The organism is Acuticoccus sediminis, assembly GCF_003258595.1.
GTDB lineage: Bacteria > Pseudomonadota > Alphaproteobacteria > Rhizobiales > Amorphaceae > Acuticoccus > Acuticoccus sediminis.
In genome coordinates, this window is record NZ_QHHQ01000011.1 from 116,607 (window position 1) to 142,966 (window position 26,360).

Consider the following 26,360-nt stretch of genomic DNA (forward strand, 5'->3'; position numbering starts at 1 on the left):
AGGAAACATCATGAAATCCATCGTTCTCGCGTGCGCCGCCGCGGCGCTCTCCACCGGCGCGCTGGCGCAGGAGGTGACGCTGCGGATGGGCGACTCGCTGCCCGTCGGTCACGTCATCGCCGAGACCGCGACGAAGCCATTCATCGACCGGGTCGAGAGCCTGTCGAACGGGACGGTCAAGATCGACTACTTCCCGGCCGAGCAGGTCGGCAAGGCGAAGGATTTCCTGCGCCTGACGCAGGCCGGGCTGATCGACATCGGCTACATCGGACCGTCCTACGTCCCGGAAAAGATGCCCCTTTCGGCGGTTGCCGAGCTGCCGGGCGCATCGAAGACCTCTTGCGAGGTCATGCGCACCTACTGGCGCCTTGCCCGCGAAGGCGGGTTCCTGTTCGAGAAGGAGTACCAGCCGAACGGCATCCGCCCGCTGTTCGTCGTGGCGCTGCCGCCCTACCAGCTCATCCTGGCATCGGACTCGGTGGCGTCAGTCGACGACCTCGAGGGACAGAAGCTGCGCGCGGCTGGCGGCGCGCAGAGCCTGACGCTCGAGAAGCTCGGCATGGTGCCGGTGCGCATGGCGCCGCCGGAGATCTACGATTCCATGTCCCGCGGGACGGTGGACGGTGCCTTGCTCGCCCTCATCAGCGTCGACAGCTACAAGCTCACGGATCTGACCAAGGCGATCACGACGGACCAGAATTTCGGCACTATCGCGGTGGCCTACTCGATCAGCGAGCGCAAGTGGCGCACCCTTCCCGAAGCGGTTCAGAACGTCCTCGGCGAGGCCGGGGATCAGGTCGTGGAGAACGCATGCGCCGCGTTCGACGAGAAGGAGGGCGCGGCATCCAGCGCGATGAAGGCGGCCGGTGTCGGCGTCGTTTCATTCGACGAGAGCGGGACCGCGGCCCTTCAGGCTGCGAACGCGAGCATCGCCGAGGCGTGGGCGACGGAGCTCGACTCCCGCGACCAGCCGGGCCACGAGGCGCTGGCGGCCTTTCGGACCGCGCTCGACGCGGTGCGGGGCACGGCGACGCGATGACGTCCGCTGCCGGCTCTCGCCCCCGGGCGAGGGCCCTTCGGCGAGGTCGGTTCAAACGATCTCGCCCAGATGCTCGCGCATCCACCTCGCCTCTTCGGTCGCGCTGCGGCGGAAGTGACGCCTGAAATCGCGGCTGAACTGGGCAGCGCTCGCATACCCGACCCTCGCCGCGATCGCGGCGATCGGCCCCTCCTGCCGCGCGATCATCAGGCGCGCCTCGTGCAGCCGCATGGCCTTGACGTACTGGATCGGCGTGCTGCCGGTCAGGGTCTTGAAATGCGCGTGGTAGGAGGGGGCGCTCATCCCCACCTCGGCCGCGAGTTCAGTCACCGACAGACCCTCGTGATAGCATTCGCGGATCCGGGCGAGGCTCCGCACGATCCGGCCGACCGCACCACGCTGCTGGAGGGCCGCCGCCAGCGCGCCGCCCTGCGGACCGACGAGCACCCGGTAGTGCAGTTCCCGCAGGAGACCCGGTCCCAGGATCGCAAGCTCGCCCGGATCGCAGAGTGCGCGAAGGGTGCGCAGCAGCACATCCGCGACGACGGGGTCCATGGGGCTTGAAACGAGGCTCCGCGCGGGGGAGGGCCGCGAGGCCTGCTGCCGCGCGCCCAGCTCCGTCACGATTTCGGCGGCAAGGCGCAGGTCGAAATCGAGGTAGATCGCCAGCAGCGGTCGCTCCGGGCTCGCCTGCGAGGCCATCCGGAACGCGACCGGGACCGACACGGCAAGATAATGGTCCGCGTCGTAGCGGTAGACCTCCCCTTCGAGGAATCCCTGCTTCGAGCCCTGCAGCACGAACACCGCACCGGGGCGGTAGAGCACCGGCACGTCCTCGAGGATCGCTTCCGACCTGAGCAGCCGGACGGAGTCCAGGCCGGTGGAGTTGTAGCCCGGCCGCGGAGCGAGGCGCCGGGCGAGATCGGTCAATGAAGCGGGCGCCTCACTCATGTTCATAGGATCAGGCAAGAGACGTAGAGAAATCGCACTGGGTGGCGATCGATGGCGAGAGCATCTGTCAATCCAGACGAATGATCAAGACGAGACTGATTCATGTCAGGAAAGACCTTCTTCATCACCGGCGCCAACTCCGGATTCGGCTTTGCCATCGCCGAGGCGGCCGCCTCGGCGGGTCATACGGTCATCGGCACCGTCCGTTCGGAGGCTGCGCGGGAGTCGTTGCTGGAGCGCCTGCCGCAGGTCCGCGCGATCCTGTGCGACGTGACCGAGTTCGACCGCATCCCCGCCATCGTCGCGCAGGCCGAGCAGGAGCACGGCGCGGTGGACGTACTGATCAACAACGCCGGCTACGGCCACGAGGGCGTGCTCGAGGAATCGCCCCTGGACGAGATGCGTCGGCAGTTCGACGTGAACGTGTTCGGCGCCGTGGCCGTCGCCAAGGCCTTCCTGCCGCGCTTCCGCGAGCGGCGCGGCGGCTTCATCGTCAACGTCACGTCGATGGGCGGAATGATCACCATGCCGGGGATCGCCTACTACTGCGGGAGCAAATTCGCGCTGCAGGGCATCTCCGAGGTGATGCGCGCGGAAATGGCGCCCTTCGGCGTGCGCGTGACCGCGCTCTGCCCCGGCTCGTTCCGCACCGACTGGGCGGGGCGCTCCATGGTGCGGACCGAGCGTTCGATCCCGGACTACGACGCCCTCTTCGATCCCATCCGCGCGGCGCGCCAGGAGAAGAGCGGCAAGCAGCTCGGCGATCCCGAGAAGCTGGCAGCCGCGGTCCTGACGCTCGTCGCGTCCGACGATCCCCCGCCGCAACTGCTGCTCGGAAGCGATGCGCTGACGCTGGTGAGGGACCGGATCGAACGCATGAAGCAGGAGCTCTCGGACTGGGAGGCGCTGACCCGCTCCACCGACGGCTGAAGGGGAGCGGCGAACCGAGGGCGTGGTGCGTGCCGGCCTAGAGGCCCGGCCACATTCCGCCATCGAGCCGCAGGTTCGACCCGGTGATGTAGCTGGCGCGGGGGCTGACGAGGAAGGCGACGGCGTCGGCGATCTCCTCGAGCGTGCCGCACCGCCCGGCGGGAACCTGAGCGAACAGCGGCAGAGCCGTTCGTTCGATGTCCGGCCACGACGCGTCCCGCGCGAGCCCCTGGTTCGCCGCCGCGGTCCGGAACGCCTCCTCGAGGCTGGTGCTGTGGATCGTCCCGGGCGAAACGGTGTTTGCGGTGATGCCGTCCTTCGCGACGGCCTTGGCGAGCGAAGCGGTCATCGCGATCATCGCGGCCTTGGCCGCCGCGTAGTCCGGCCGATTGGACGGCGGCATCAACGCGGCGAGGCTGGAGATGTTGAGGATCCGTCCCCACTTCGCCGCCCGCATGCCCGGCAGGAGCGGGGTGGTGACCCGGACGGCCGCGAGGACGTTGCGGTCGTAGCCCGTCGCCCACGTGTCCGGGCGCGTCGTGGTCCAGTCTTCCGTCCGTCCGGAGCCGCCCGCGTTGTTGACCACGATCCCGACCGGCTTCGCGAACGCCTGTGCGCTGGCGACAAGGCGGTCGACCGCGTCGTCGTCCGTCAGGTCGCCAAGGACGGCATAAGCGCGTCCACCCTCGGCGACAATGGAGTGCGCGACGTCCTCGGTCTTCGTCTTGTCACGGCCGTGGACGATCACGACGGCGCCTTCGCGCGCCAGTCCTCGGGCGACGGCTTCGCCGATGCCCTTGCTGCTGCCCGTGACGAGCGCCACGCGCCCGTCGAGTTTCAAATCCATCGCGCAGGTCCCATTTTGATCCCGGGATTTGATGGGGGCATGCGGTGAGCGAGGCAATTACGCACTTAAAGGTGCCTATGGACCCGGAAATAAGGCTCGATTGTCTCGGCCCGGACGGCTCGGTTGCTCACGTGAGCCGGGTGCTGCGGTCCATCAGTGGGCGATGGAAACTGCATATCTTGTTTCGTCTGTTCGCCGAGCCCACCATGCGCAACGCGCAGTTGCTGAAAGACATCCCGAATATTTCGCAGAAGATGTTGACGCAGCACCTGAGGGAGCTCGAGAACGACGGACTGGTGGCGAGGCGCGACTTCGACGAGCGGCCGCCGCGGGTCGAATACGAGCTGACGCGTTCGGGCCGCGCCCTTACCCCGGTCCTGATCTCGGTGAGAGGGAATTCTCCCGCCTGCATCTCGAGGACAGGGACCGGATTACAGATTGACCGGGCGTGCCGTTCCGGCGCGCCTTCGCGCGGGGCGCGGCGATGGCATCAGATGCCGGCGTACCACTGGTAGCCCCGATCTTCCCAATAGCCGCCGTTGCCGCCCCACAGGTCCTTCAGGCTTTGGACGAGCTCGATGCGCATGAGATATTTGGCGTGCTTGTAGCCGAGCTGCCGTTCGACCCGCAGGCGCAGCGGTGCGCCGTGGCCGACCGACAGGTCCGCGCCGTTCATGGCGTAGGCGAGGATGGTCTGCGGGTGGAAGGCGTCGACGAGGTCGATGCTCTCATAGTATCGGCCGCTGCCGTCGAACGTCAGCTCCAGTTCGTCGGCACAGTGGAAGACGGCGAAGCGTGCATTCGGCATCAGCCCCACCGCACCGAGGATCGTGGCGAGCGGCACGCCCGTCCACTGGCCGATCGCGCTCCAACCCTCGACGCAGTCGTGCCGGGTGATCTGCGTGCGCGCGGGCAGCGCCTTGAGATCGGCCAGGGAGAACGCCCCCGGCCGCTGCACCAGGCCATCCACCTTCAGCCGCCAGTGCGCGAAGCCGTCGGCCTCCAGGGCCGCATACTCCTCGCTCCCCGGCCGGCTGGTGCCGTTGACGCGGAAGGATGGCGATATGTCCGTTGCCTGGAACTCGCGTGCGAGCGCGTTGCGGCCGAGCAGGAGGCGCTGCACCCGCATGGTCAACGTCTCGGCTGAACGCAGCACCGTATCGACGTCGGCATTCTGGCCGAGCGGATCGCAGCCGCTCAGCGGCAGCGCCGCGGCGGCGGCCGCTCCGCCCGCGAGAAGGCGGCGACGCGTCAGGGCATGGCCGGTCATCGGTCGGATCCTTTCTCGCGGATGGCGTAGCGTCCGGTGATCATGGAGCGCAGGTTGTTGAGGGGGCCGGAAAGAACGACCATCGCGACATGCACGAGGACGAACAGGACCACGAGCGAGGCCGTGATGAAGTGGATCGTCCGGGCCGATTGACGTCCGCCGAAGATGTCGAGGAGCACTGGGAAGGCGGCGTCCATGGCCGGCGACATCGTCAGTCCGGTCACGACCATCAGCGGGAGCAGCACGAAGATGACCGCGAGGTAGGAGATCTTCTGGAGCCCGTTGTAGCGCCGTGCCTCATCGCCCTGCGGAAAGCGCAGGCGTGCGTGGTCGAGGATCTCCCGCCAGAGATGCCGCGGGGTCAGCTGGTCACGGTCCGGGGCCAGGTCCCGCGCGACATGGCGGCTCAGCACCCCGGCGAGAAGATAGACGAGGCCGTTGGCCACGAAGAGCCACGCGAAGAAGAAGTGCCACCGTCGTCCCGTGGCAAGGTCCTGATAGGACGGTATGGTGAGCCACGCCGGAAACGCGCGTGCCACCGGCCTGCCGTCCAAGGTCGACAATCCGAGCACGCCGGTCGTCGGCAAAGTGACGGATCCGACGCGGACGACGCCGCGGGTCCCGCTCGGGCCGCTTTCGGCGCCGATCGACAGGACCGCGGGATCGCCGTCGGCGCCGTATCGACCCCAGTAGAGCTCCGGGTGCGCGTTGAAGATCTGCAGCCCGCTCAGGAGCAGGAGCGCGATGCAGAGAGCATTGACCCAGTGCGTCAGGCGTGTGGCGATCGAATGCCGCTTTATGAGAGTGCTCCGCGCGGGCTTCGGCCCGTTTGCTGTCCGCTCGAACATGAGACGGCTCCCATCTGTGGGTTGGTGACTGTCGTCGGGTCCCGCTTCCGCCATTGCCGATCCCTTTTCGACGCGGTGCCGCCCACGCTCGGGGCGTCGGGACACAGGTGAAGGAGCCGGCCGCGCGGCCGGCTCCCCGCTCCGTCACATCGGCGGGACGACGCCGTTCTTGCCGACGATGACCCGCTGGGCGGAGACGGCACCGGAACTGTCCTTCCGGGCGGCGATGAAGACGGTGACACCCGCCTTCAGATCGGCCGGCGTTGCTGCGGCGAGCGTCACGACCGGCACCCCGTCCGGGATGGAGATCGCCTTTTCCTTGCCGTTGTAGGTGAGCGTCACCGTGCGCCCGTCGACGCCCTTGACCGCGTTCGCGACGGTCGCGTTCGTCATGGTGCTGTTGGGCTTCAGGTCCCAGCCGAAGCTGCCTTCGCCGACGCCGCTCATCGCCGGCGGGAAGATCACCACCTCGAGCGCGCCGTCGCCGCCGTCGGCCTTCGGGAGCGACGCGATGCCGACGTAGTCGCCGGGCTTGATGTCCGTGACGGCGGCCTTGCCGACGCCTGCGAGCTTCCAGCCGTCGGCGAGGGTCACCTCGACCGTCTCGCCCTCACGGGTCTTCACCGTCAGGGCGCTGTCCGCCGCTTCGACGATGTCGCCGCGGATGCGCACGATTTCGCCCTGGCTCTGCGCCATCGCCGTGACGGGCGCACCGAGGGCGGCCGCGACGAGCAGGGTGGAAAGGGTCATTCTCAGCATATCAAGTTCCGATCTACTAGTTGGTAGGTTTCGGGCGCATGAGCGCGCACCCGCGCGGCGATCGCGGAACGGTCTGGCGATCGTCCGTCAGTCTGGCCGGCGGGCTGACGCTCGCCTGCGGGGTCGAAGACTTATCCCGACCGGCTCGTCAGTCGCTCGAGGAGCGGTCCGACGATGCTTTCGAACATCTTCGGGTCGCCATAGGCCCGTGCCGACAGCATCGCGCCATGGACCGTCGCCATGAAGGATTCTCCTTCGACGCGGGGAGAGGCCGAGAGGTTCAGCCGCCCGTCGCGCGCACCACGTTCCATCACCGATGTCAGCCAGGCCGACAGCGCGCGAAAATGCGCTCGCACCTCGTACACGACCTCCTCCGGCAGAACCGGGATCTCCGAGGCCAGCAGCGCGCAGAGGCAGATGGGGACCGAGGCGTCCTCGATGCAGGTGACCCAGACCCTCGTATAGGCACGAAGCTGTTCCACCGGGTCGGAGACGGACCGCTCCAGCCGGGCGATCCCGTCCTCGACGGAATGGCGGTGGCTGGCCACGAGCTCGCGCACGAGATCGACCTTGCTGGGGAAGTGGTGATGGATGCTCGGCTTGCGCACGCCGACGACCTTGGCGATGTCGGCGTAGCTGAAGCCATTGTAGCCGCCCGCCATGACGAGCGTGCGCGCACAGGCGAGGATCTCGTCGGCGGTGCTGGACACGTTGGCCATCTGGCATTCACTCCTGTCCGACGCTCGGCCGGCGCGGGCGCCCTCCGTGATGTACACGGGGGAGCAGCGGGCGCCCGCCGAGCGACAGCACGTCTCGTGCGCTGCAGCTGAATCTACCAACTAGTCGGTTTGTGTCAAGCTGAGTTCGGGACGTTGGGTTTCACGGCTGTGTGAACGGTCCGGCGCGACCACGGCATCGCCGAGGCTGAAAGCATCGCTCGATGCACGCGGGCTGCCGGGTCCGTCACGCACTGGGGTATCCGGAGTCCTGCAGAGCGGAACGCGCGACCTGTTCCTCTCCAACACGGTCCGGCTCCACCGCAAGCTGCGGCGCGCGGGCGCCACGGCCGAACTTCACGTCTTCGAGGCGATGCCGCACGGCGGGTTCGGAGGGGCCCCGGAGGATCTGGAGCTCGCCGCCGAACTCGTCCGCTTCGTCAGGGACTGTCTGCCGCCGCAGGTGCGCTGACGCCCGGCCGGCGCACCGCCTGCGCCATCGTCCCGCGCGACTGACCGGGCCGGTCAATCCATCCTGTCCCACCGGGACCGCCGCCCTGCGGGAGCCACCGGCATCCGTCGAAGGCTTTCCTCGTTGCCCGCGGCGCGGGGGGACGGGGTGTCAGGCGAGGGCGCCGAGGTCCTGCAGTGCGGCGATGCGGTCCGGGGCGATGTCCCAGCGGGAGAGGGCGTCGGCACCGGACCCGCGCGGCTGCGGCGGTGACGGCACGCCTGCGGGCGTCTCGGAGAACCGCGGTGCCGGCGCCGGTTGGGCGACACCGCCGACGCGCACGTAGGCGCCGCGGAGGGCGGCGTGCGGGTGCGCCTCCGCCTCGGCGAAGTCCAGCACCGGGGTGGCGCAGGCGTCGCTGCCGGCGAACCGCTCGGCCCAGTGGTCGCGCGTCTGGCTCGCGATCCGCTCGGCGAGGAGGCGCCTCGCCTCGGGCCAGTTCTCCCGGTGCGTCACGTCGGGGAATCCGGCCGGGTCGAAGCCCAGCCCCTCCAGCAGCTCGCGCCGGAACTTGGCCTCGATGGGCGCCACCGCGAGATATCTGCCATCGGCGCAGATGTAGCTGTCGTAGTGCGGCGCGCCGCCGTCGAGGAGGCTCCTGCCGCGCGTCTCGCCATGGAGCCCCGCCGCGAACAGCCCGCGGATGGGCGCCGACAGCAGCGAGACGCCGTCGACGATGGCCGCGTCCACCACCTGGCCCTGCCCCGTCTCGCGGGCGGAGAGGATCGCGGCGAGGAGACCGAGGACGAGCATGAGGCTGCCGCCGGCGTAGTCGCCGAGGAGGTTGAGCGGCGGCACCGGCGCGTCGCCCGGCCGGCCGATGGCGTTGAGCACGCCCGTCAGCGCCAGATAGGTGAGGTCGTGCCCGGCCGTGGGTGCCAGCGGGCCCTCCTGCCCCCAGCCCGTAAGGCGGCCGTAGGCGAGGCGGGGATTGCGCATGAGGCATGGTTCCGGGCCGAGGCCGAGGCGCTCCATGACGCCGGGGCGGAACCCCTCCACCAGTCCGTCCACCTGGGCGATGAGGTCGAGCGAGAGCGCCACCGCCTCGGGCCGCTTCAGGTCGAGCGCGATGGAGGGCCGGCCGCGCGCGGCGAAGTCGAACTCGACCGGCCGCTCGATGCCGATACCGGACGGCACGATCCTGTCGATCCGGATCACCTCCGCGCCGAGGTCGGCAAGCACCATCGCGGCGAAGGGGCCGGGTCCGATGCCGACCATCTCCACGAACTTCAGCCCGGCAAGCGGGCCGGTCATGCCACCCTCGCCGCGTCGTGCCAGTCGCGCAGGAGCGTCTCCCTGTGCTCGGGGGCGGCGATGGCGACCATCCGGCGGATGCGCTCGGAGATCGGCTGGCCGCGCAGTTCGGCCACGCCGTGCTCGGTGACGAACGTGTCGGCGTCGGCGCGGGCGCAGGTCACGGTGCCGACGTGGGCGACGATGCGGCTCCGCCCCTTCGCCGTGGTCGAGGGCAGCGCGATGATCGAGCGGCCGCCGTCCGAGGCCTGGGCGGCGCGCACATAGTCCACCTGCCCGCCGACGGCGCCGATGTAGCGCCCGCCGACGATCTCCGCCCCGACCTGACCCGTAAGGTCCACCTCGAGCGCGGAGTTGACGGCGTGGAAGCGCGAGATGGCCGACAGCACCTCGCCATAGTGCGTCTCCTCGTGTCCGGCGAGACGGAAGGCGGGGTTGCGGTCGGCGAAGTCGAAGAGGCGGCGGGTGCCCAGCAGCATGCCGCCGACGGTGACCCCGCGGCCATGCTCCTTCCTGGCGTTGGTGAGCGCTCCGCACTCGGCCAGTGTCACGACGCCGTCGACCACCGCGCCGGAGTGGACGCCGAGGTCCCGGTGACCCGTCAGCGCGGCGCACAGGGCGGCGGGGATTGTGCCGAAGCCCATCTGGACGCAGGCCCCGTCCGGAATGAGCTCGGCGATCCGTCCGGCGATGCGGCGGATCGTGGCGTCGGGTTCCGGTGCGACGAACTCGACCGGGGGTGCCTCGGCGGTGACGAGAGCGGCGAGGGCGGGTTCGCCGATATCGCCGCCGCGGCACACCGGCATCGCCGGCTGGTACTCGCCGACGACGCGGCTTTCGGCGCGCTGCGCCGCCGTGAAGGCGAGGTCGCGGGCGAGGCCAAGGTTCCACCCGGGCCGCTCGACCGACGGGCAGAGCGCCAGCAGGACGAGGTCGGCCCGGATCCGCCCGTCGCGGAAGGAGCGGTCGATGGCGGAGAGATGCAGCGGGAAGACGTCGAGCTTTCCCCGCCGCGCCAGGGCCGCGGTGGCGCCGATGCCGCCGTAGCTCTCGACCGTGACCGTATCCGGCACCGTGTCCACGAGCGTGCCGGAGATGGCGGGGCCGACGAAGAGGCGGAAGGGCGGCAGGGCGCCGTCCCGCGCCTCCTGAAGAAGGCGGCGCACGAGGGTCGTCGGCTCGGCCGTCCCCTGGCCGACGACGACGCGGTCGCCCGCCTGGAGGAGCGGGGCGAACGAGACGTCCTTCGCGGCGACCGGCTGCATCAGTAGGACTTCGGCAGACCGAGCACCCGTTCGGCGATGTAGCACAGCGCGAGCTGCGGGCTGATCGGCGCGATGCGCGGGACCATGACTTCGCGCAGGTAACGCTCCACGTGGTACTCCTTGGCGTAGCCGAAGCCGCCGTGAGTCATGACCGCCTGCTGGCAGGCGTCGAACCCCGCCTCGCCGGCGAGGTATTTCGCCGCGTTCGCCGCCGCCCCGGCCGGCTGGCCGGTATCGTAGAGCCTCGCGGCGTGCATCACCATCAGCCAGGCCGCCTCAAGGTTGCACCAGTTGGCGGCGAGCGGGTGCTGGATGCCCTGGTTCCTGCCGATCTCGCGATTGAAGACGACGCGCTCCTTGGCGTACTGCGTCGCCTTGCGCAGCGCCGCCATGCCGAGCCCGACCGCCTCGGCGGCGATGAGGATCCGCTCGGGGTTCATCCCGTGCAGGATATACTCGAAACCGCGGCCCTCCTCGCCGATCCGGTCCGCCTCGGGGATCTGGAAATCCTCGAAGAAGAGCTCGTTGGAATCGACGCACTTGCGGCCCATCTTGTCGATCACGCGCGCGCGGATCCGCTCCCGGTCGAAGGTCGTGTAGAAGAGGCTGAGACCGTGCGTCGCCTTCGCGACCTCCTCCAGCGGCGTGGTGCGGGCGAGCAGGAGGATGCGGTCGGCCACCTGCGCGGTCGAGATCCAGACCTTCTGTCCGGTGACGTGGTAGGTGTCGCCGCGCTTCTCGGCGCGCAGCTTGAGCTGCGTCGTGTTGAGGCCGGTGTTGGGCTCGGTGACGGCGAAGCAGGCCTTCTCGCGCCCCTCCGCCATCGGCCGGATCATCCGCTCCTTCTGCTCCGCGGTGCCGTAGACGTCGACCGGCTTGAGACCGAAGATGTTGATGTGGACCGCCGACGCGCCCGACATGCCGGCACCCGACTCGGCGATCGTGCGCATCATGATCGCGGCTTCGGTGACGCCGAGTCCGGCGCCGCCCTGCGCTTCGGCGGTGCAGATGCCGAGCCAGCCGTCACGGGCCAGCGCGTCGTAGAAGTCCTGCGGGAATTCGCCGGTCTCGTCGCGCTTCAGCCAGTAGGCGTCGTCGAACCTGGCGCAGACCTTCGCGACGGCGTCGCGGATCTCCTCCTGCTCCTTGGTCAACGTCATGTCCATCGTGGTGTCCTCGGGTCTCGGGGCGGGCGGCGGGGCCGCGCACCGCCTCGCGGGCGCATCGATCGCGCACCGCGCTCGTTGTGGGCAATCTCGGTCGGTCGGGGGCCGGCTGGCGCGGGCGCAGCCGGCCGGGTTCCTCAGTCGCCGGCCTTCAGGTTGGCGCGGAAACCGTCGAGCACCGCGCGACCGGGTTTGCCGCGGCCCTCCAGCTCCTCGGCCCACTCGTCGCCGACACCGGCCATCAGCGTCTTGATCTTCTCGCTGTCGGCGTCCGGCAGCGTCACGAACTCGACGCCCGCCTCTGTGATCGTCTGGCGGTCCTTGTCCTCCAGCGCGTCGGTGTCGGCGCAGGAGTGCGCGGTGGCGGCCTCGCCGGACTCGGTCAGGACCTGCTGCGTCTCGGGCGAGAGCGAGTCCCACTTCTGCTTGCTGATCATGTAGGCGATCACGAAGGAGCCGAAGTTCTGGTTCGTGGTCGCCTGATGCAGGTAGGACTGCACATCGTAGGGCAGGATCGACGAGACCGGGAAGAGCAGCGCGTCAAGCGTCCCGCGGGAGAGGGAGTCGCGCACCTCCGGGGCGGGGATCTGCACCGGCACCGCCTCGATGCGCTGGGTTGCGATCTCCTTGGCGCCGCCGGTGGTGCGCAGCTTCAGCCCCTTGAAGCTGTCGAGCCCGGTGATGTCGCGATCCTTGGTGAAGATCTGGTAGGGCGGCAGCACCAGCACCATGAGGACGCGCATGCCGTTGGGCGCGATCTCGACCTCGTCGAGCAGTCCGCCCGGCTTGACCAGCTTCCAGAACGCCTTCGTCCCCTCGCAGGCGGAGGAGAAGGCCTCCGGCAGCTCGGCGACGGCAGAGAGCGGCAGCTTGTCGCTGATGTAGGAGGGGGCGACGTAGCCGATGTCGAGCACGCCGCTCTGCGTGAGCTGCAGCATGTCCTTGGCCTTGCCCATCTGCTGGGCCGGGAAATACTCGAAGTCGATCTCCCCGCCCGAGCGGTCCTTCACGTCGTCCATGAAGAACTTCGCGAGATTTTCGGAGATGTAGTGGCCCACGGGGAAGCTGTCCCCCATGCGCAGCGTCTCGGCCTGGCCCGGCAGGACGGAGAGCCAGAGGGCGGCGCCGGCGATCGCGCCGGTCTTGAACAGTCGGGTCGTCATGTCGGTCATCCTCCCCAGGATGGTTCTTGTTGGTCGGCCGCTCATTGCATCGTGGACGGGAGCCACAGCACGATGGCGGGAAAGGCGGTCAGAAGCGCGATGACGAAGAGGTGGGCGAGCACGTGCGGGGCGACCCCTCGAAACAGCTCGCCGAGCGGGCGCCGCGTGTAGCGCGCGACCACGAAGACGTTCATGCCGAGCGGGGGCGTCACCATCCCGATCTCGGCCGTGACGACGATGATGACGCCGAACCACACGGGATCGAAGCCGAGCTGCAGGACGATCGGCAGCATCACCGGGACGGTGAGGATCAGGATCGCGACCTGGTCCATGAAGAAGCCGAGGACGACGTACATCGCGAGGATGAGCGCCATCACCGCCATCGGCGGCAGCGGCAGCGCGCCGACCCAGGTGGCGAGGTCGTTGGTGACGCGCGTGATGGTGAAGAAGTAGCCGAAGACGTGCGCGCCCAGGATGATGAAGAGGATCATGCACGTCGTCAGCGCCGAGCGGCGCAGCGCGCCGTAGAACGCCGCGGGCGTGAGGCGGCGTTCCGTGATGGCGAGCAGCATGGCGACGAAGGCGCCGATCCCGGACGCCTCGGTCGGCGTCGCGATGCCGGTGTAGATGGTGCCGGTGACGGCGAGGAAGAGCAGCACCATCGGCCCCACCCGCCGCAGCGAAGCGAACTTCTCGCGCATCGAGTAGGCGCGACCCGGCGGAGCCGACTCCGGCCACAGGGTGACGAGGACGGCGACCGTGCCGATGATCGTCGCCGTGACGAGGATGCCCGGAATGACGCCGCCGATGAGCAGCGTGGAGACCGGGATGTCGGCCAGAATGCCGTAGAGGATCAGCGCGATGGACGGCGGGATCAGCATGGCGAGCGTGCCGGAGATGGCGACCACGCCGCCGGCGAGTTTGGGCTCGTATCCCTGCTTGATCATCTCGGGGAGCGACGTCGAGGCGAGGGTGGCCGCCGCGGCGGTGCTGGACCCGGAGATTGCGCCGAAGCCGGCTCCCGCGAGCGCGGTCGCCATGGCGACGCCGCCGCGCACGCGTCCGACCCAGATGGACGCGGACCGGAAGAGATCCTCCGAGACACCCGAGATAATCACGAACTCGGCCATCAGGATGAACATCGGGATGGTGATGAGCTCGTAGGAGTTGGCCGTGCTGAGCGGCGTCGTGCTCAGGATGCCCATGAGGATGGACAGGCCGCCATAGCAGTAGAGGCCGAGCGCGCCCGAGATCAGCAGCGCGAAGGCGACCGGCAGCCCGATGAGCAGCAGCAGGACGAGGACGATGAGGACGGCGCCGACGAGCATGGTCAGGCCGCGTCCTGATGGTTCGCGGCCAGCGGCAGGAGGCCGGGCGCCTCGATCCCCGTCGCGGCGGCGCGCGCGTGGGCGATGACGCGCTGCAGGCAGCGCAGCAGCATCGCGAACGAGCCCACCGTGACGAGCGCGTAGGGCACCCAGGTCGGCCAGGCGACGGTGGCTGCGATCCTGTCGCCGTTGGCCCACGCCGCGGCGAAGCGCTGCCAGCCGCCCCAGCCGATGAGGCCCATGGCGACGCAGGCGGCCACATACGCCGCGCTGAGAGCGGCGTTCTTGATCCGCAGCGGCAGGAGATCGCGGAACAGGTCGACGGCGATGTGGTCGTGCTCGCGAAGCGCCTCGGAGAGGCCCAGGAAGAAGATGCCCACCATCAGGTACATGCCGACGAAGTCGTACGACCACGAGAAGGGCGCATTGAAGGCGTATCGAACGGTGACGTCGGCGACGACGACGAACATCATCAGCGCCATCGCCGCACATGAGATCGCGACGAGGGCGGTCTCGACGGCGGCGAGCGGTCCGCGCCCGGCCCGCACCGCGTTTCGGTTCGATCCGTCTGCCAAATCGACATCTCCTCATCGCCGAGCGCATGTGCGCTGCGATGGACGTTTCCACTATTATGGACTTTTTTTCTATATTACTGAATATGAGGGCGTGCGGGACGTGTCAAGAATCGCGGCGACACCGCCTTCGGGAGCGCCTGTTGCGCAGGGCGGCGGGCGATCCGGTCGGCCAGGATTGCAACGCGACGACGGCGTTCGTGTTCCCACAGGTTGTTCAGATTGCTAGACACCGGGAGCAGGCGCCGCGCTGCGCGGCGTGACCGACGGGGAGCCACAGAGACACACATGCTGGTGCGACAGGTCGAGAACGTATTGGATCTGCTCGAGTTTTTCGCGGACCGCGGCAAGCCGGCCAGTCTCGCGGAAGTGTCTCAGCACTTCGGCTGGCCGCGCTCGTCCACCTACAACCTCTTGTCGACGCTCAACGCGCGCGGGTATCTGTACGAGCCGTCCGGGCGCGGCAAATATTACCCGACGCCGCGTTGGCTGACGCTGGCGCAGGACATGAGCGCGGCCGAGCCGGTGCCGGAGGATCTCGTCCGCCTCGCCCACTATGTGCGCGACGAGACCAACGAGACGGTGTGCATCGGCGCGGCGGCGGGCGGGACGGTGATCTTCCTTGAGGTCGTGCCGTCGACCGAACGGGTGCGCTACGTCGCCGAGGCCGGGCAGCGTCTGCCGATCCACGCGACCGCGTCGGGCATGGCGATCCTCAGCCAGTGGCCGCCGAACCAGCGCATGGCGGTGCTGCGCAAGGCGGAATTCCACCGCTACGGCTCCGGCACGCCGCTCAGCATCGAGGCGGTGGAGGACCGCATCCGCATCGCGCTCCATCGCGGCTGGTTCGAGAGCGCGTCGAACTACAGCGTCGATCTCGGCGGCGTGTCGATCCCGCTGATCGTGGCGGGCCGGATCTATTCGTTCACCGTGGCGGGGCCGCTGACGCGGGTGGAGGCGATCATGCCGTCGATCGCGGTGCGGATCCACGCCGCCGTCGCCCTGCACCTCGGCGCCGACTACCTGGCCAAGACGATCACGAACCTGACGACCCCGCCGGTGGTCGACCAGCGGGTGACGACCAAGCGCTGACCGCGGCGCCGGACGATGCGGGACGCGGCAAGGAGGCGAAAGTGGAGCTGCTCGGAACGGGGTTCTACTGGAACGATCTGACCGTCGGCGCGCGCTATCGCACCTACGGCCGGACGATCACGGAGTCGGACGTCATCGCCTTCGTCACGCACGCCGGGATGCTGGAATCGCTCTTCCTTGACCGGGAATACCGCAAGACGCACAGCGCGATGGAGGGGCACGCCGCTCCGGCCCTGCTGGTCCTGTCGATCGCTGAGGGATTGACGCTGAACGCGACGGGGCAGGGGACGGGCCTTGCCTTCCTCAACATGCAGATGGACGTGAAGCGGCCCGTCGTCGTGGGGGACACCATCCACGTCGAACTCGAGATCCTCGAGGCGCGCAAGACGTCGAAGTCCGAGCGCGGGCTGGTGCGCACGAAGAACCTCGTCGTCAACCAGCGCGGCGAGACGGTCATCGAATATACCCCCCAGCGCCTGATGGCCGCCCGGCCGGACTGACGGACGCACCCGCCACCGGGGGCGACAACCCCACCCGTTCTGCCCCCGCCCCGGCAGCACGGCGCCGACGGGCGGCCGTCTCGTTCGCGCCCTAATGCCGCGCATCCAACATCATGGACACTGGATCGGTTCGCCGGCCCGCGAGGCGTGGGAAGCCCTGCCGACCCCAAGGCGCGAGACTTCGGCTCAGTGGCGCGTTGTGCAATGTCCACAAGCATGCTTCTATGATCTATATATTTGCATCGAGCAGAAAGAAGACGCATGAGCCCCCTGTCAGGCATTCGGATCGTCGACCTCACCGCAATCCTGATGGGTCCCTACGCCACGCAGTTCCTCGCCGACTACGGGGCGGACGTGGTGAAGGTCGAATCCATGCAGGGCGATCTCGTGCGGGACATCGGGCCGATGCGCTCGCCGCAGATGGGTCCGATCTTTCTCAACGTGAACCGCTCCAAGCGTTCCATCGCGGTCGACCTGAAGACCCCCGAGGGGCGGGGGCTGCTGCTCGACCTCTGCCGCGACGCCGACGTGCTCGTCTACAACATCCGCCCCGCCGCCATGGCCCGCCTCGGCCTCTCCTACGAGGAGGTGGCGGGCGTCAATCCGCGGATCATCTACGCAGGTTGCTACGGCTACGGGCAGGATGGCCCCTACGCCGCGAACCCCGCCTACGACGACCTCATCCAGGGCGGCGCGTGCCTGCCCTATCTCTACGCCACCGCGAGCGGGCAGGAGCCGCGGTACGTTCCGGCGGCGCTGGCCGACCGGATCGTCGGCCTCACCATTCTCAGCGGCATCCTCGCCGCCCTCGTCGCCCGTAACACCACGGGGGAGGGGCAGCGCGTCGACGTGCCGATGTTCGAGACGATGGTGAACGTCATCATGAGCGACCACCTCGGCGGCCTGACGTTCGAGGAGCCGCTCGACGAGGGGGGCTATCACCGGCAGATGGCGCGCGACCGCCGGCCCTACAAAACCAGCGACGGCTACGTCTGCGCGCTGATCTACACCGACAAGCACTGGCGCCGCTTCCTCGACGCCGTCGGGTACGGCGACCGGATGGACACCGATCCGCGCTACGCCACCTTCACCGCCCGGACCGCCAACATCGATACGATCTACGCCGAGCTGACCGAGATCTTCCTGTCCCGCACCTCCGCCGAATGGGTCGACCTCTTCAACGAGATCGACGTCCCGGTGATGTGGATGCACGACTTCAGGAGCGTGCTGGAGGACGAGCATCTCCAGGCCGTCGGCTTCTTCCGGAAGATCGACCACCCGACCGAGGGCCGCCTCACCTCGATGGCCAATCCCGTCAAGCTGTCGGCGACGCCCGTCGCCGAGCCGCGCCCCGTCCCGCGCCTCGGCGAGCAGACGGTCGAGATTCTTCAGTCGCTCGGCCGCTCGCAGGACGAGATCGACAGCCTCATCGCCCGCAAGATCGTGCGAGCCGCCGCTCCGGAACCGTCCGGGGCGGCGGTCGCGCCGGCGCGTCACGCCAACCGCCAATAAGGAGAACAAGAATGGCAGGTCTCTACTACGAGGACTTCGAGGTCGGGATGGTGTTCGACCATCCGCTGACGCGCACCGTCACCGAGCACGACAACATCTCGTACAGTCTGATGACGCTGAACCCGCAGCCGCTGCACGTCGACGCCGAGTTTTCGGCGAAGACCGAATGGGGGAAGCCGCTCTTCAACAGCCTCTACACGCTGGGCATCATGATCGGCATGTCGGTGCAGGATACGACGCTCGGCACCACGGTCGGCAATCTCGGCATGAGCGACGTGCGCTTCCCGCATCCGGTCTTCGCCGGGGACACGCTGCGGGCGCGCACGGCGATCGTCGGCAAGCGCGAGAGCAAATCGCGGCCGAGCAATGGACTGGTGGAGTTCGACCACACCTGCCTCAACCAGCATGGCACGGTCGTCGCCACCTGCCGCCGGATGGGCCTCATGCTGAAGCGGCCGGAGGCGTGATGCGTTCGGTCCTCTTCGTTCCCGGCGACAGTCCCCGCAAGTTCGCCAAGGCCCTCACCACCGGCGCGGACGCGCTGGTCCTCGACCTCGAGGATTCGGTCGCGCTCGGCCGGAAGGAGGGGGCGCGCGAGACTGTCCGCGAGATGCTGGGCGGGGACCGTGCCGGCAAGTCGCTGCTGGTGCGCGTCAACGCCTTCGACACCGGGATGACGCTGGGCGACCTCGCCGCGGTGATGCCGGCGCGGCCCGACGCGATCATGCTCCCCAAGTGCCGCGGTGGCGCCGACGTCACCCTCCTCGGGCACTACCTCGCCGCGTTCGAGGCCGCCTCCGGGCTGGAGGAGGGGGCCACGAAGATCCTTCCGGTTGCCACCGAGACGGCCGAATCGGTGCAGGGCCTGACCACGTACACCCCCGCCCACCCGCGCCTCCTCGGCCTGCTGTGGGGCGCGGAGGACCTGATGTCCTCGCTGGGCGCGACCGCCAACAAGGAAGAGGGCGCCTACACGGGCCCCTTCGTGATGGCCCGCAACATGTGCCTGTTCGCGGCGGCGAGCGCTGGCGTGACGGCATTCGACACGGTCTGCACCGTCATCGGCGATCTCGACTACGTGGCGGCCGAGTCGCGGGCCGCGCGGCGGGACGGCTTCGGCGCCAAGGTGGTGATCCACCCCTCGCACGTGGATGCGGTGAACGCCGCCTTCACGCCGACCGAGGACGAGGTCGCCTGGGCGCGGTCGGTCGTCTCGGCATTCGAGGACAATCCGGAGGCGGGCGTGGTCTCGATCGACGGTGCGATGATCGACAAGCCGCACGAGCGCGCGGCGCGAAAGATCCTCGCCTCGGTGCCGGCGGGGGCCTGAGCGCCCCCTGTGCCGGCACGGCCGGGCATTCACGCGCCCGGCCGGGGCGATCCGGTCAGCGGCAGGTGAAGCCGCCGTCGACCGGTAGCTCGATGCCGGTCACGAAGGACGCATCGTCGGACGCCAGCCACAGCGCGGCGTGCGCCATCTCCTCCGGCCGCCCGAGGCGACCGAGCGGTACGGCCGTCAGGAACGCTGCGGTGTTCGCCCGTGCCTCCTCCGGGTCGCCGCTGCGGCTGGTGAAGCCGGGCGCCATGGGCGTGTCGGTGAGACCGGGGCAGAGCGCGTTGACGCGCACGTTGTCGGGCGCGAACGTCTGGGCGAGCGACTTGGCGAGGCCGACCACGGCGAACTTGCCGGCGGAATAGACCGGCGAGAAGCGCGACCCGACCATGCCGGACACCGAGGCGGTGAAGATCAGCGATCCGCCGCCGCGCTTTCGCATATGCTTGATGACCTGCCCGGCGCCGAGCACGGCGGTGTCGATGTTGAGCGTCATCGCCTGCTGGTAGGCGGTCAGGTCGAGGTCCTCGATGCCGCCGGGGCCGGGGATCCCCGCGTGCGCCCACAGGATGTCGATCCCGCCGAGCAGCTCGGCGGCCGTGTCGATGCTGCCCTTGATGGTATCGGTGTGGGAGAGGTCCGCCTGCAGGGTTTCGATGGGCGTCCCCCTCGCGTCCATCGCGCTCGCGAGGTCGTCGAGCGCCCCCTGGTTGAGATCGACGGCGCAGACCCTCGCGCCTTCACGGCAGAAAAGCTCCACCCCGGCGCGCCCCATCCCGGACGCCGCAGCCGTAATCACGGCGAGTTTCCCTTCGAGTCGCATTCCATCCCCTTTGTGGTGGCTTGTTCTGTTGTCCGAACTCCGTGACTCCTGCGCCGCATCGCGGCTCGCCGCGCCCATGAGTTCAGAGTATTGACGGTACAGTGCAGATATATGGATCGCAAGCGACGCGTCGCAGTCGCGTCCGCGGCGGCGTTATGCTTCGGGGACGTTCGCCTTATATGTATGCAGCGTTGAATGCGGGGATTCTCGATGGATGAGACAGTGTCGACGTTCGTCAGTCGTGCCTATGACGAACTTCGGCGAATGGCGGTCGGCTACAAGATCAGGCCTGGTGAACGGTTGAACGAGGGAGAACTTGCCAAGCAGTTCGGTATCAGCCGCACGCCGGTGCGGGAGGCGCTCAACCGCCTGACCACGGAAGGATTCCTGCGCTTCGTACCCGGCAAGGGATTTTTCTGCCGCGAGCTCGATCCGAAAGAGGTCTTCGACCTCTACCAGCTGCGAAAGGCTATCGAGGTCGGAGCGGTCAAGCTGTCGATCGACAATGCCTCCGACGCCGATATCGATGCGCTTTTGCAGTTCCTCGACGAGACCGGACCGGATCCGGGGGACCGCACGACCGACGAACTGGTGCGGCTCGACGAATATTTCCACGAGCAGTTGATGCGGCTGTCAGGCAACGAACGGATGCTGGACGTCCTGTGCAATGTGAATGCACGCATCCAATTCGTGCGCTGGACGGATATGGATCATGGTCGCCGGCCCACCACGCAGCGCGAGCACCGGGACATCCTGATGCATCTGCGCGATCGCGATGAGGTCGCCTGCATCGCCGCGCTGGAGCGGCATATCGACCGCCGCCAGGACCAGATCACCGCGGCCATCCGCGAGGGCATCGCGCAGATCTACCTGAACAACACCCGCTAGAATTGTTCCGGCGGCCCGGGGAGCCGCTGGCGTCGGGCACGACGGCTCGAACCCGGGCCCGGCTTCGCTCCGCGCGTTCGCGATCCTGATAAACCGGCCTGACGTTACCGCGAGGGCCTGAAAAATCAGGCCGATCCGGTCAGCTATATGTCGTCTTGACGGCCGTGGGGCGAGCGGGGATGTGATTGCCCGCACCGGTATTCTATGCTGTATACGATAGATAATCCTGGCTGAACCTGCGGTCCGGCGCAGCAAAGATCGGCGGTCACCATGAATGAGATGTCAGGCGCTGAAGCCGCCGTTCGCATGCTCCAGCTTCATGATGTGAAGCACGTCTTCGGCCTGTGCGGCGATACGAGCCTCCCGTTCTACGACGCGCTCTGCCGCCTCGATCACGGGATGGAACACATCCTCACCCGTGACGAACGCAGTGCCGCCTACATGGCCGACGCCTACGCTCGCGTGACCGGCAAGGTGGGGGTGTGCGAAGGCCCCAGCGGCGGCGGCGCGACGTATATTCTCCCCGGCGTGGTGGAGGCCAACGAGTCCTCCATCCCCGTCCTCGCCATCACCAGCGACGTGCCGGTGACCTCGCGCGGCAAGTATCCTCTCACCGAGCTCGATCAGAAGGGGCTTTTCCGCCCCCTCACCAAGTGGAACGGCGTCATCGACCGGCCGGACCAGGTGCCTTCCACCTTCCGCACCGCCTTCCGCGCGATGACGACCGGTCGGCCCGGCGCGGCCCATATCGGGCTGCCCTACGACATTCAGAAACAGGCGGTGTCCGAAGATCTGGTGTGGGCGCAGGCCGAACACGGCTCGTTTCCCGCCTGGCGCAGCGCTCCCGATCCGACCGCGGTGGAGAAGGCGGCCGAGTGCATCCTGTCGGCCAACGCGCCGGTGTTCATCGTCGGGGGCGGTGTCGTCAATTCCGGCGCCATGGAGGAGCTGTCGCGCCTCGCCCTCATGCTGAACGCGCCGGTGTGCACGACGGTGACGGGGCAGGGTGCGCTCTCCAGCGAGCACGAGCTGTGCGTCGGCGTCGTTGGCACCAACGGCGGCGTCATCGCCACCCGCGAGGTGGTCGAGATGGCCGACCTCGTGGTGTTCGTCGGCGCGCGCGCGGGCTCCACTACAACCGAGCACTGGACCTATCCGTCCAAGGGCACGCGCATCGTGCACATCGATGCCGATCCCATGGTGGTCGCGGCGAACTATCCCACCGAGGTGGCCTTGATCGGCGATGCCAAGCTGGCGCTCGCCAATCTCGCCGACGCCATCGAGGCGGCGGGCGCGCCCCTGCGCCGCGACGGGCTCGACGGCAAGGCCGTGACCGCCCGAGCGAAGGCCAAGCGCCGCGCCGCCTTCGAGCTCCTGTGCAACGACGACAGCATGCCGATCCGTCCCGAGCGGCTCCTCAACGAGCTGCAGAAAGTGCTGCCGCGCGATGCCACCATCGTTGCCGATCCCGGCACGCCCTGCCCTTATCTGTCCGGCTATTACGATTTTCCGGAGGCCGGACGGTACTTCCTGACCAACCGTGCGCACGGCGCGCTCGGCTATGCGATGTCGGCGGCGATGGGCGCGTGGTATGGGCGGCCCGGGTCGCGCACCGTGGCGGTGATGGGCGACGGCAGCTTCGGGTTCACCGTGGGCGAACTCGAGACGATCGTGCGCAAGCAGATCCCGCTCCTCATGATCGTCATTTCCAACTCGGTGTTCGGGTGGATCAAGGCGAGCCAGAAGGTGGGTTACGGCGAGCGCTACTTCTCGGTGGACTTCTCGCGCACCCGGCATGCCGCGGTGGCCGAGGCCTATGGCGTGACCGCCTTCCAGGTGGCCGACCCCAAGGACCTCGCCGCCACCTTCAAAAAGGCGCTGGCGGTGGATGGGCCGGTGCTCGTCGACGTCATCTCCCAGCCGCTGCAGGACACCGCGGTGCCCGTCAGCGCGTGGATGGGTTGAGGCGAAACGCCAGGAACTCACTGGCATCACGCACGAGTGGTTCGTCCGCCGCTCGGCCATGCGCGGCGGACGCAGGGGAGGGCCGGCACCTTTTGGCGCTTGCTGACCGGTAGGGCTTCTGCATCCAGGGGGACGGGGTCCATGTCTCCGTCCTGACAAACATGTCTTCCCGCCCGCGTCATTGGACCGATGCAACGCAACGACGGCTACGAGGGGCGGCCGGCTCCGCGCCCGGGCTGTTCGCGGGGTCGGCGTCCGGAGGCGCATGTAACCGCATTCCGCTTGTGCCCGGGAGCGGCGCTGATCCTGCGCCCCCGATGGCAAAGCGCATCGGTCGACCGGTTTTGCGCTTCCTTCGAAGACCCAGCGTCATCCGATGATCTCCACACAAGAACACCCGCCCTGGTTCAATCGAGGGCCGCAGAAACGTAATGTGCGCACGAAAGTGTATTCACTTGACAGTAGGTTTGTCTAAAGTGATGATTCAGCAAGGAAGGTCGGCGGGTCGCTCACTTCCGCGCGCCAGAATAAAAGGGGATTTGCCGTGAAGCTTACACGACGCCGCTTGCTCGAATCCGGTGCCGCCGCCGGCGCATTCGCCATGTCGAGTGCCGCCGGGATCCGCCTTACCGTGGCCCAGGAGGCCGAAGAGATCCGGATCGGCACCCTCTGCCCGATCACGCGCGCCGGCAGTGTCTTCGGTCCCGGCATTCAGAGGGGGATTCAGTTCGCCGCCGACGACATCAACGCCGCGGGCGGACTTCTCGGCGGGCGGAAGATCCGTCTGTTCAACGAGGACACGCAGTCCGATCCCGATTCCGCCGTCCGGGCGGCCAAGAAGCTCATCGAGATCAACGAGACCGAGACCCTGCTCGGCACCTGGTCGAGTGGCGTGACGATGGCGATCGCGCCGATCGCCATCGAGGGCAAGGTCGTGAACATGAACGTGTCGGGCACGACCGACCTGCGCACGATGGACAAGGACGAATGGATCTGGCCGTGCGGCGGATCCAACATCGCCTACGGCAAGATGATGGGTGAATACGCCATCGCCCAAGGCTACAAGAACGCCTCCTTCCTCGCCTTCAACAATCCGTCGGGCATTACCCTCGGCGAAGAGTTCAAAAAGGTCTTCGTGGACGCCGGCGGAACCTGCGAGGTCGTCGTCTACAACCCGAACCAGCCGAGCTACCGCGCCGAGCTGACCCGGGCGCTGGCGTCCGGCCCCGAAGTGATCGCGCTCGGCTCCTATCTGCCCGACACGACCATCCTCCTGAAGGAGTGGTACGCGATGGGCGAGCCCGTCGACTGGGTCGGGCCGATCTGGGCGGTCTCGCCCGCTCTGATCGAAGCCGTCGGGGCGGACGCCGCCGAGGGCATCGTCTCGATCGGTGCCGTGCCGAACTTCGACTCGCCCGCTTTCGAGAGCTTCAAGGAGCGCTACGAGAGCGCGATGGACCAGCCGATCCTGGCCAATCCGTTCGCTGCGATCGGTTACGACATGATGATCACGTGCGCGCTCGCCATGGAAGCGGCGGGCAGCTCGAAGGCGGAGGAGTTCCGCCGCCAGATCCGTGCGGTCTCCAGCCCCCCGGGCGAGAAGGTCTACACCGTGGCCGAGGCGCTGGAAGCCGTCCGGGCCGGGACCGAGATCGACTACGAAGGCGTCGGCGGCAATATGGACTTCGACGAAACCGGCGAGGCCAAGCCCTATTTCGCCTACTGGAAGGCGGAGGGCGGCACGCTCAATCTCAAGGGCCCCATCGAGAGCTAGGTTCGCTCGCCTGCGTGAGCGGGGCCGGCCAGACGCGGCCGGCCCGTCAAACCGTGCTCCGCCGCAGCGCAATCCGCTCCGCTTCAGCGTGAATCATCGCTCGTGCAGCTATTCATTCAGACGGTATGGGACGGGATTTCGACCGGCGCGATCATCGCGCTGGTTGCCGTCGGGCTGTCACTGGTCTTCCGCATCTCCCGGTTCATCAACGTCGCCCACGTCGATTTCGCGACGGTCGCGGCCTATGTGACGCTGCTCGTCGCTGGCTCGACGGCCGTCGCCTTCCCGGTCGCAGCCCTCGTCGGGATCGGCGCGGTGATGGCGCTGGGGCTCCTTGCCTATCTCCTGGTCTACCGCCGCCTCGCCGGCGAGCGGTCGATCAGCCTGATCATCGCGTCGATCGGGGTCGCGTTCTTCCTGCGCTACCTCGTCACCTTCATCTGGGGGAGCAACCAGCTGGCGTTCGATCTGCCGGTGCTGCGGTCGATTCGCGTTGCCGGGATCAGGATGGCGCCGTTCGACATCGCAATCATCGCAACGACGCTCGTGGTGTTCGCCGGTCTGGCGCTCGTGCTGCGCTTCGGTGCGTTCGGGCGTTCCCTGCGTGCGGTGGCCGACAACCCCGAGCTCGCCCGCGTTTCGGGCGTCGCGGTCGACCGGGTCGTCAAGCAGATGTGGCTGATCGGATCAGCGTTCGCCGCGGTGGGCGGGATCGCGCTTGCGGCAAAAACCGTGATCACCCCCTATCTCGGCTGGCATCTCCTGGTGCCCGCCTTCGCCGCCATGATCCTCGGTGGCATCGGCAGTGTCGGGGGAACGCTCCTGGGTGCGCTGGTGATCGGCGTGGTCGGCGAGCTTGCGGCGATGTACTGGCTTCCCACCTACCGTCTCGCGGCGACCTTCGGCGTGCTCGTTCTGGTGCTGATGATCCGGCCGCAGGGCCTCCTCGGCAAGCGAGAGGTGGCACGGTGACCGCCTATCTCATTGCCATCGGCAGCATCGGCCTGATCTACGCGCTGCTGGCGCTCGGCCTCAATCTGCAATGGGGGCAGACCGGACTGATCAATTTCGGGCACGTCGCGTTCTTTGCGATCGGCGCCTACACGTCTGGACTTCTCGCACTCGCCGGATGGCCGCTGCCGGTCACGATTCTGGTTGCGATGATCGTGGCAGGGCTTGCCGCCTGGCCGCTGGGCCGCCTGACGCTGACCTTGAAGTCCGACTATCTCGCCGTCACCGCCATCGGTTTCAGTGAGGTCGTGCGCAGCGTGCTCGAGAACGAGGCGTGGTTGTCCGGCGGGCCTTCCGGGCTGCCGGGCATTCCAACCCTGTTTTCCGGCTTGTCCGGGCTCGACCGCTCGCTCGCCACCTTCGCGGTGCTGCTGGCCGTGACCGTGGCCGTCTTCCTGGTCCTGCAGACGCTGACCCGTTCGCCGTTCGGCCGCGCACTGCGCAGCATCCGCGACGACGAGATGGCGGCGACCGCGCTTGGCAAGAACGTCGTCAGCTTCAAGACGAGGTCCCTGACGCTCGGCGCGGCCATCGCCGGCCTCGCGGGCGCCTTCTACGCCCATTATCTGACATTCATCTCGCCGGAACAGTTCACGCCGGAAGTCACCTTCAACGTCTGGATCGCGGTGATCATCGGCGGGAGCGGAAGCAATCCGGGTGTTCTGCTCGGCACGCTGATTCTGATCATCTTCCTCGAAGGCACGCGCTTCCTCGGCGACCTCGGCCTGGCGCTCGACGGGTCGCAACTCGGGGCATTGCGCTTCATGATCATCGGCGCCGCGTTGGTGCTGTGCATGATCTACCGGCCGTCCGGCATTCTGCCGCCGGCCAGCCGGCGGTGAC

At 68.1% G+C, this 26,360-nt stretch carries 26 protein-coding genes; 13 read left to right on the forward strand and 13 right to left on the reverse strand.

Going from position 1 to position 26,360, the window contains the following annotated elements; genetic code table 11:
• The first annotated feature begins 10 nt into the window (after positions 1 to 10).
• Positions 11 to 1,039 (forward strand): TRAP transporter substrate-binding protein, encoded by a 1,029-nt coding sequence (locus DLJ53_RS31550; RefSeq protein WP_162409748.1) that lies wholly within the window; start codon positions 11 to 13, stop codon positions 1,037 to 1,039.
• 51 nt (positions 1,040 to 1,090) lie between these two features.
• Here the strand turns inward: DLJ53_RS31550 and DLJ53_RS31555 are convergent, their stop codons facing one another.
• Positions 1,091 to 1,996 (reverse strand): AraC family transcriptional regulator, encoded by a 906-nt coding sequence (locus tag DLJ53_RS31555; protein WP_111352311.1) that lies wholly within the window; start codon positions 1,994 to 1,996, stop codon positions 1,091 to 1,093.
• 96 nt (positions 1,997 to 2,092) lie between these two features.
• Here DLJ53_RS31555 and DLJ53_RS31560 point away from each other — a divergent pair, with 96 nt between their 5' ends.
• On the forward strand, positions 2,093 to 2,920 hold the full coding sequence (locus tag DLJ53_RS31560; protein WP_111352312.1) for an oxidoreductase: 828 nt from the start codon (positions 2,093 to 2,095) through the stop codon (positions 2,918 to 2,920).
• 37 nt (positions 2,921 to 2,957) lie between these two features.
• Here the strand turns inward: DLJ53_RS31560 and DLJ53_RS31565 are convergent, their stop codons facing one another.
• A complete protein-coding gene (locus tag DLJ53_RS31565; RefSeq protein ID WP_111352313.1) occupies positions 2,958 to 3,767 on the reverse strand; it encodes an SDR family NAD(P)-dependent oxidoreductase in 810 nt (269 codons plus the stop codon).
• Between the two features lie 44 nt (positions 3,768 to 3,811).
• On the opposite strand from DLJ53_RS31565, the gene DLJ53_RS31570 reads away from it, so the two are divergent.
• Positions 3,812 to 4,282, forward strand: coding sequence for a winged helix-turn-helix transcriptional regulator (locus DLJ53_RS31570; RefSeq protein WP_162409750.1), 471 nt, complete (start codon positions 3,812 to 3,814; stop codon positions 4,280 to 4,282).
• Here the strand turns inward: DLJ53_RS31570 and DLJ53_RS31575 are convergent.
• From DLJ53_RS31575 to DLJ53_RS31625, 10 genes are all read right to left on the reverse strand, one after another.
• On the reverse strand, positions 4,258 to 5,037 hold the full coding sequence (locus DLJ53_RS31575; protein WP_111352315.1) for a molybdopterin-binding protein: 780 nt from the start codon (positions 5,035 to 5,037) through the stop codon (positions 4,258 to 4,260). The two genes, DLJ53_RS31570 and DLJ53_RS31575, sit on opposite strands and share 25 nt — an antisense overlap.
• Positions 5,034 to 5,885, reverse strand: coding sequence for a cytochrome b/b6 domain-containing protein (locus DLJ53_RS31580; RefSeq protein ID WP_111352316.1), 852 nt, complete (start codon positions 5,883 to 5,885; stop codon positions 5,034 to 5,036). Before DLJ53_RS31580 ends, DLJ53_RS31575 begins: the two co-directional genes overlap by 4 nt.
• 144 nt (positions 5,886 to 6,029) lie before the next feature.
• Positions 6,030 to 6,644: a hypothetical protein gene (locus tag DLJ53_RS31585; RefSeq protein ID WP_111352317.1), complete on the reverse strand. Its 615-nt coding sequence runs from the start codon at positions 6,642 to 6,644 to the stop codon at positions 6,030 to 6,032.
• A 131-nt stretch (positions 6,645 to 6,775) separates the two neighbouring features.
• Complete coding sequence (locus DLJ53_RS31590) at positions 6,776 to 7,363, reverse strand: TetR/AcrR family transcriptional regulator (protein ID WP_111352318.1); 588 nt, start codon at positions 7,361 to 7,363, stop codon at positions 6,776 to 6,778.
• Positions 7,364 to 7,982: 619 nt separating this feature from the next.
• Positions 7,983 to 9,125 (reverse strand): CaiB/BaiF CoA transferase family protein, encoded by a 1,143-nt coding sequence (locus DLJ53_RS31600; protein WP_111352319.1) that lies wholly within the window; start codon positions 9,123 to 9,125, stop codon positions 7,983 to 7,985.
• Positions 9,122 to 10,390 (reverse strand): acetyl-CoA hydrolase/transferase family protein, encoded by a 1,269-nt coding sequence (locus DLJ53_RS31605; RefSeq protein WP_111352320.1) that lies wholly within the window; start codon positions 10,388 to 10,390, stop codon positions 9,122 to 9,124. Before DLJ53_RS31605 ends, DLJ53_RS31600 begins: the two co-directional genes overlap by 4 nt.
• A complete protein-coding gene (locus DLJ53_RS31610) occupies positions 10,390 to 11,556 on the reverse strand; it encodes an acyl-CoA dehydrogenase family protein (RefSeq protein ID WP_111352321.1) in 1,167 nt (388 codons plus the stop codon). Before DLJ53_RS31610 ends, DLJ53_RS31605 begins: the two co-directional genes overlap by 1 nt.
• 137 nt (positions 11,557 to 11,693) lie before the next feature.
• Positions 11,694 to 12,719: a TRAP transporter substrate-binding protein gene (locus DLJ53_RS31615; protein WP_162409752.1), complete on the reverse strand. Its 1,026-nt coding sequence runs from the start codon at positions 12,717 to 12,719 to the stop codon at positions 11,694 to 11,696.
• A 41-nt stretch (positions 12,720 to 12,760) separates the two neighbouring features.
• Positions 12,761 to 14,047, reverse strand: coding sequence for a TRAP transporter large permease (locus DLJ53_RS31620; RefSeq protein ID WP_111352323.1), 1,287 nt, complete (start codon positions 14,045 to 14,047; stop codon positions 12,761 to 12,763).
• A 2-nt stretch (positions 14,048 to 14,049) separates the two neighbouring features.
• Complete coding sequence (locus DLJ53_RS31625; protein ID WP_111352324.1) at positions 14,050 to 14,622, reverse strand: TRAP transporter small permease; 573 nt, start codon at positions 14,620 to 14,622, stop codon at positions 14,050 to 14,052.
• A gap of 285 nt (positions 14,623 to 14,907) precedes the next feature.
• On the opposite strand from DLJ53_RS31625, the gene DLJ53_RS31630 reads away from it, so the two are divergent.
• From DLJ53_RS31630 to DLJ53_RS31650, 5 genes are all read left to right on the forward strand, one after another.
• Positions 14,908 to 15,711, forward strand: coding sequence for an IclR family transcriptional regulator (locus tag DLJ53_RS31630; protein ID WP_111352325.1), 804 nt, complete (start codon positions 14,908 to 14,910; stop codon positions 15,709 to 15,711).
• 41 nt (positions 15,712 to 15,752) lie between these two features.
• Positions 15,753 to 16,211 carry a MaoC family dehydratase gene (locus DLJ53_RS31635; protein WP_111352326.1) on the forward strand — a complete coding sequence of 153 codons (459 nt, stop codon included), beginning with the start codon at positions 15,753 to 15,755 and terminating at the stop codon, positions 16,209 to 16,211.
• A 261-nt stretch (positions 16,212 to 16,472) separates the two neighbouring features.
• Positions 16,473 to 17,723: a CaiB/BaiF CoA transferase family protein gene (locus DLJ53_RS31640; RefSeq protein WP_111352327.1), complete on the forward strand. Its 1,251-nt coding sequence runs from the start codon at positions 16,473 to 16,475 to the stop codon at positions 17,721 to 17,723.
• Between the two features lie 11 nt (positions 17,724 to 17,734).
• The gene (locus tag DLJ53_RS31645; protein WP_111352328.1) at positions 17,735 to 18,190 is read left to right on the forward strand and encodes a MaoC family dehydratase; all 456 of its coding nucleotides are present in this window, start codon (positions 17,735 to 17,737) and stop codon (positions 18,188 to 18,190) included.
• A complete protein-coding gene (locus DLJ53_RS31650; protein ID WP_111352329.1) occupies positions 18,190 to 19,053 on the forward strand; it encodes an HpcH/HpaI aldolase/citrate lyase family protein in 864 nt (287 codons plus the stop codon). The genes DLJ53_RS31645 and DLJ53_RS31650 overlap by 1 nt, the downstream gene beginning before the upstream one ends.
• 55 nt (positions 19,054 to 19,108) lie before the next feature.
• On the opposite strand, the gene DLJ53_RS31655 is transcribed toward DLJ53_RS31650, so the two are convergent.
• A complete protein-coding gene (locus tag DLJ53_RS31655; protein ID WP_211100711.1) occupies positions 19,109 to 19,855 on the reverse strand; it encodes an SDR family NAD(P)-dependent oxidoreductase in 747 nt (248 codons plus the stop codon).
• Positions 19,856 to 20,101: 246 nt separating this feature from the next.
• Here DLJ53_RS31655 and DLJ53_RS31660 point away from each other — a divergent pair, with 246 nt between their 5' ends.
• The 5 genes from DLJ53_RS31660 to DLJ53_RS31680 all read left to right on the forward strand — a co-directional run bounded on the left by DLJ53_RS31660 (position 20,102) and on the right by DLJ53_RS31680 (position 26,359).
• Entirely contained in the window at positions 20,102 to 20,767 is a 666-nt protein-coding gene (locus tag DLJ53_RS31660) for a GntR family transcriptional regulator (protein ID WP_202913462.1), read from the forward strand.
• A gap of 279 nt (positions 20,768 to 21,046) precedes the next feature.
• Positions 21,047 to 22,732, forward strand: a complete 1,686-nt coding sequence (locus DLJ53_RS31665; RefSeq protein WP_202913468.1) for a thiamine pyrophosphate-binding protein — start codon at positions 21,047 to 21,049, stop codon at positions 22,730 to 22,732.
• Between the two features lie 544 nt (positions 22,733 to 23,276).
• Positions 23,277 to 24,506 carry an ABC transporter substrate-binding protein gene (locus DLJ53_RS31670; RefSeq protein WP_162409754.1) on the forward strand — a complete coding sequence of 410 codons (1,230 nt, stop codon included), beginning with the start codon at positions 23,277 to 23,279 and terminating at the stop codon, positions 24,504 to 24,506.
• A gap of 102 nt (positions 24,507 to 24,608) precedes the next feature.
• Positions 24,609 to 25,478: a branched-chain amino acid ABC transporter permease gene (locus DLJ53_RS31675; RefSeq protein WP_111352334.1), complete on the forward strand. Its 870-nt coding sequence runs from the start codon at positions 24,609 to 24,611 to the stop codon at positions 25,476 to 25,478.
• Positions 25,475 to 26,359 carry a branched-chain amino acid ABC transporter permease gene (locus DLJ53_RS31680; RefSeq protein ID WP_111352335.1) on the forward strand — a complete coding sequence of 295 codons (885 nt, stop codon included), beginning with the start codon at positions 25,475 to 25,477 and terminating at the stop codon, positions 26,357 to 26,359. Before DLJ53_RS31675 ends, DLJ53_RS31680 begins: the two co-directional genes overlap by 4 nt.
• The last annotated feature ends 1 nt before the right edge of the window (position 26,360 follow it).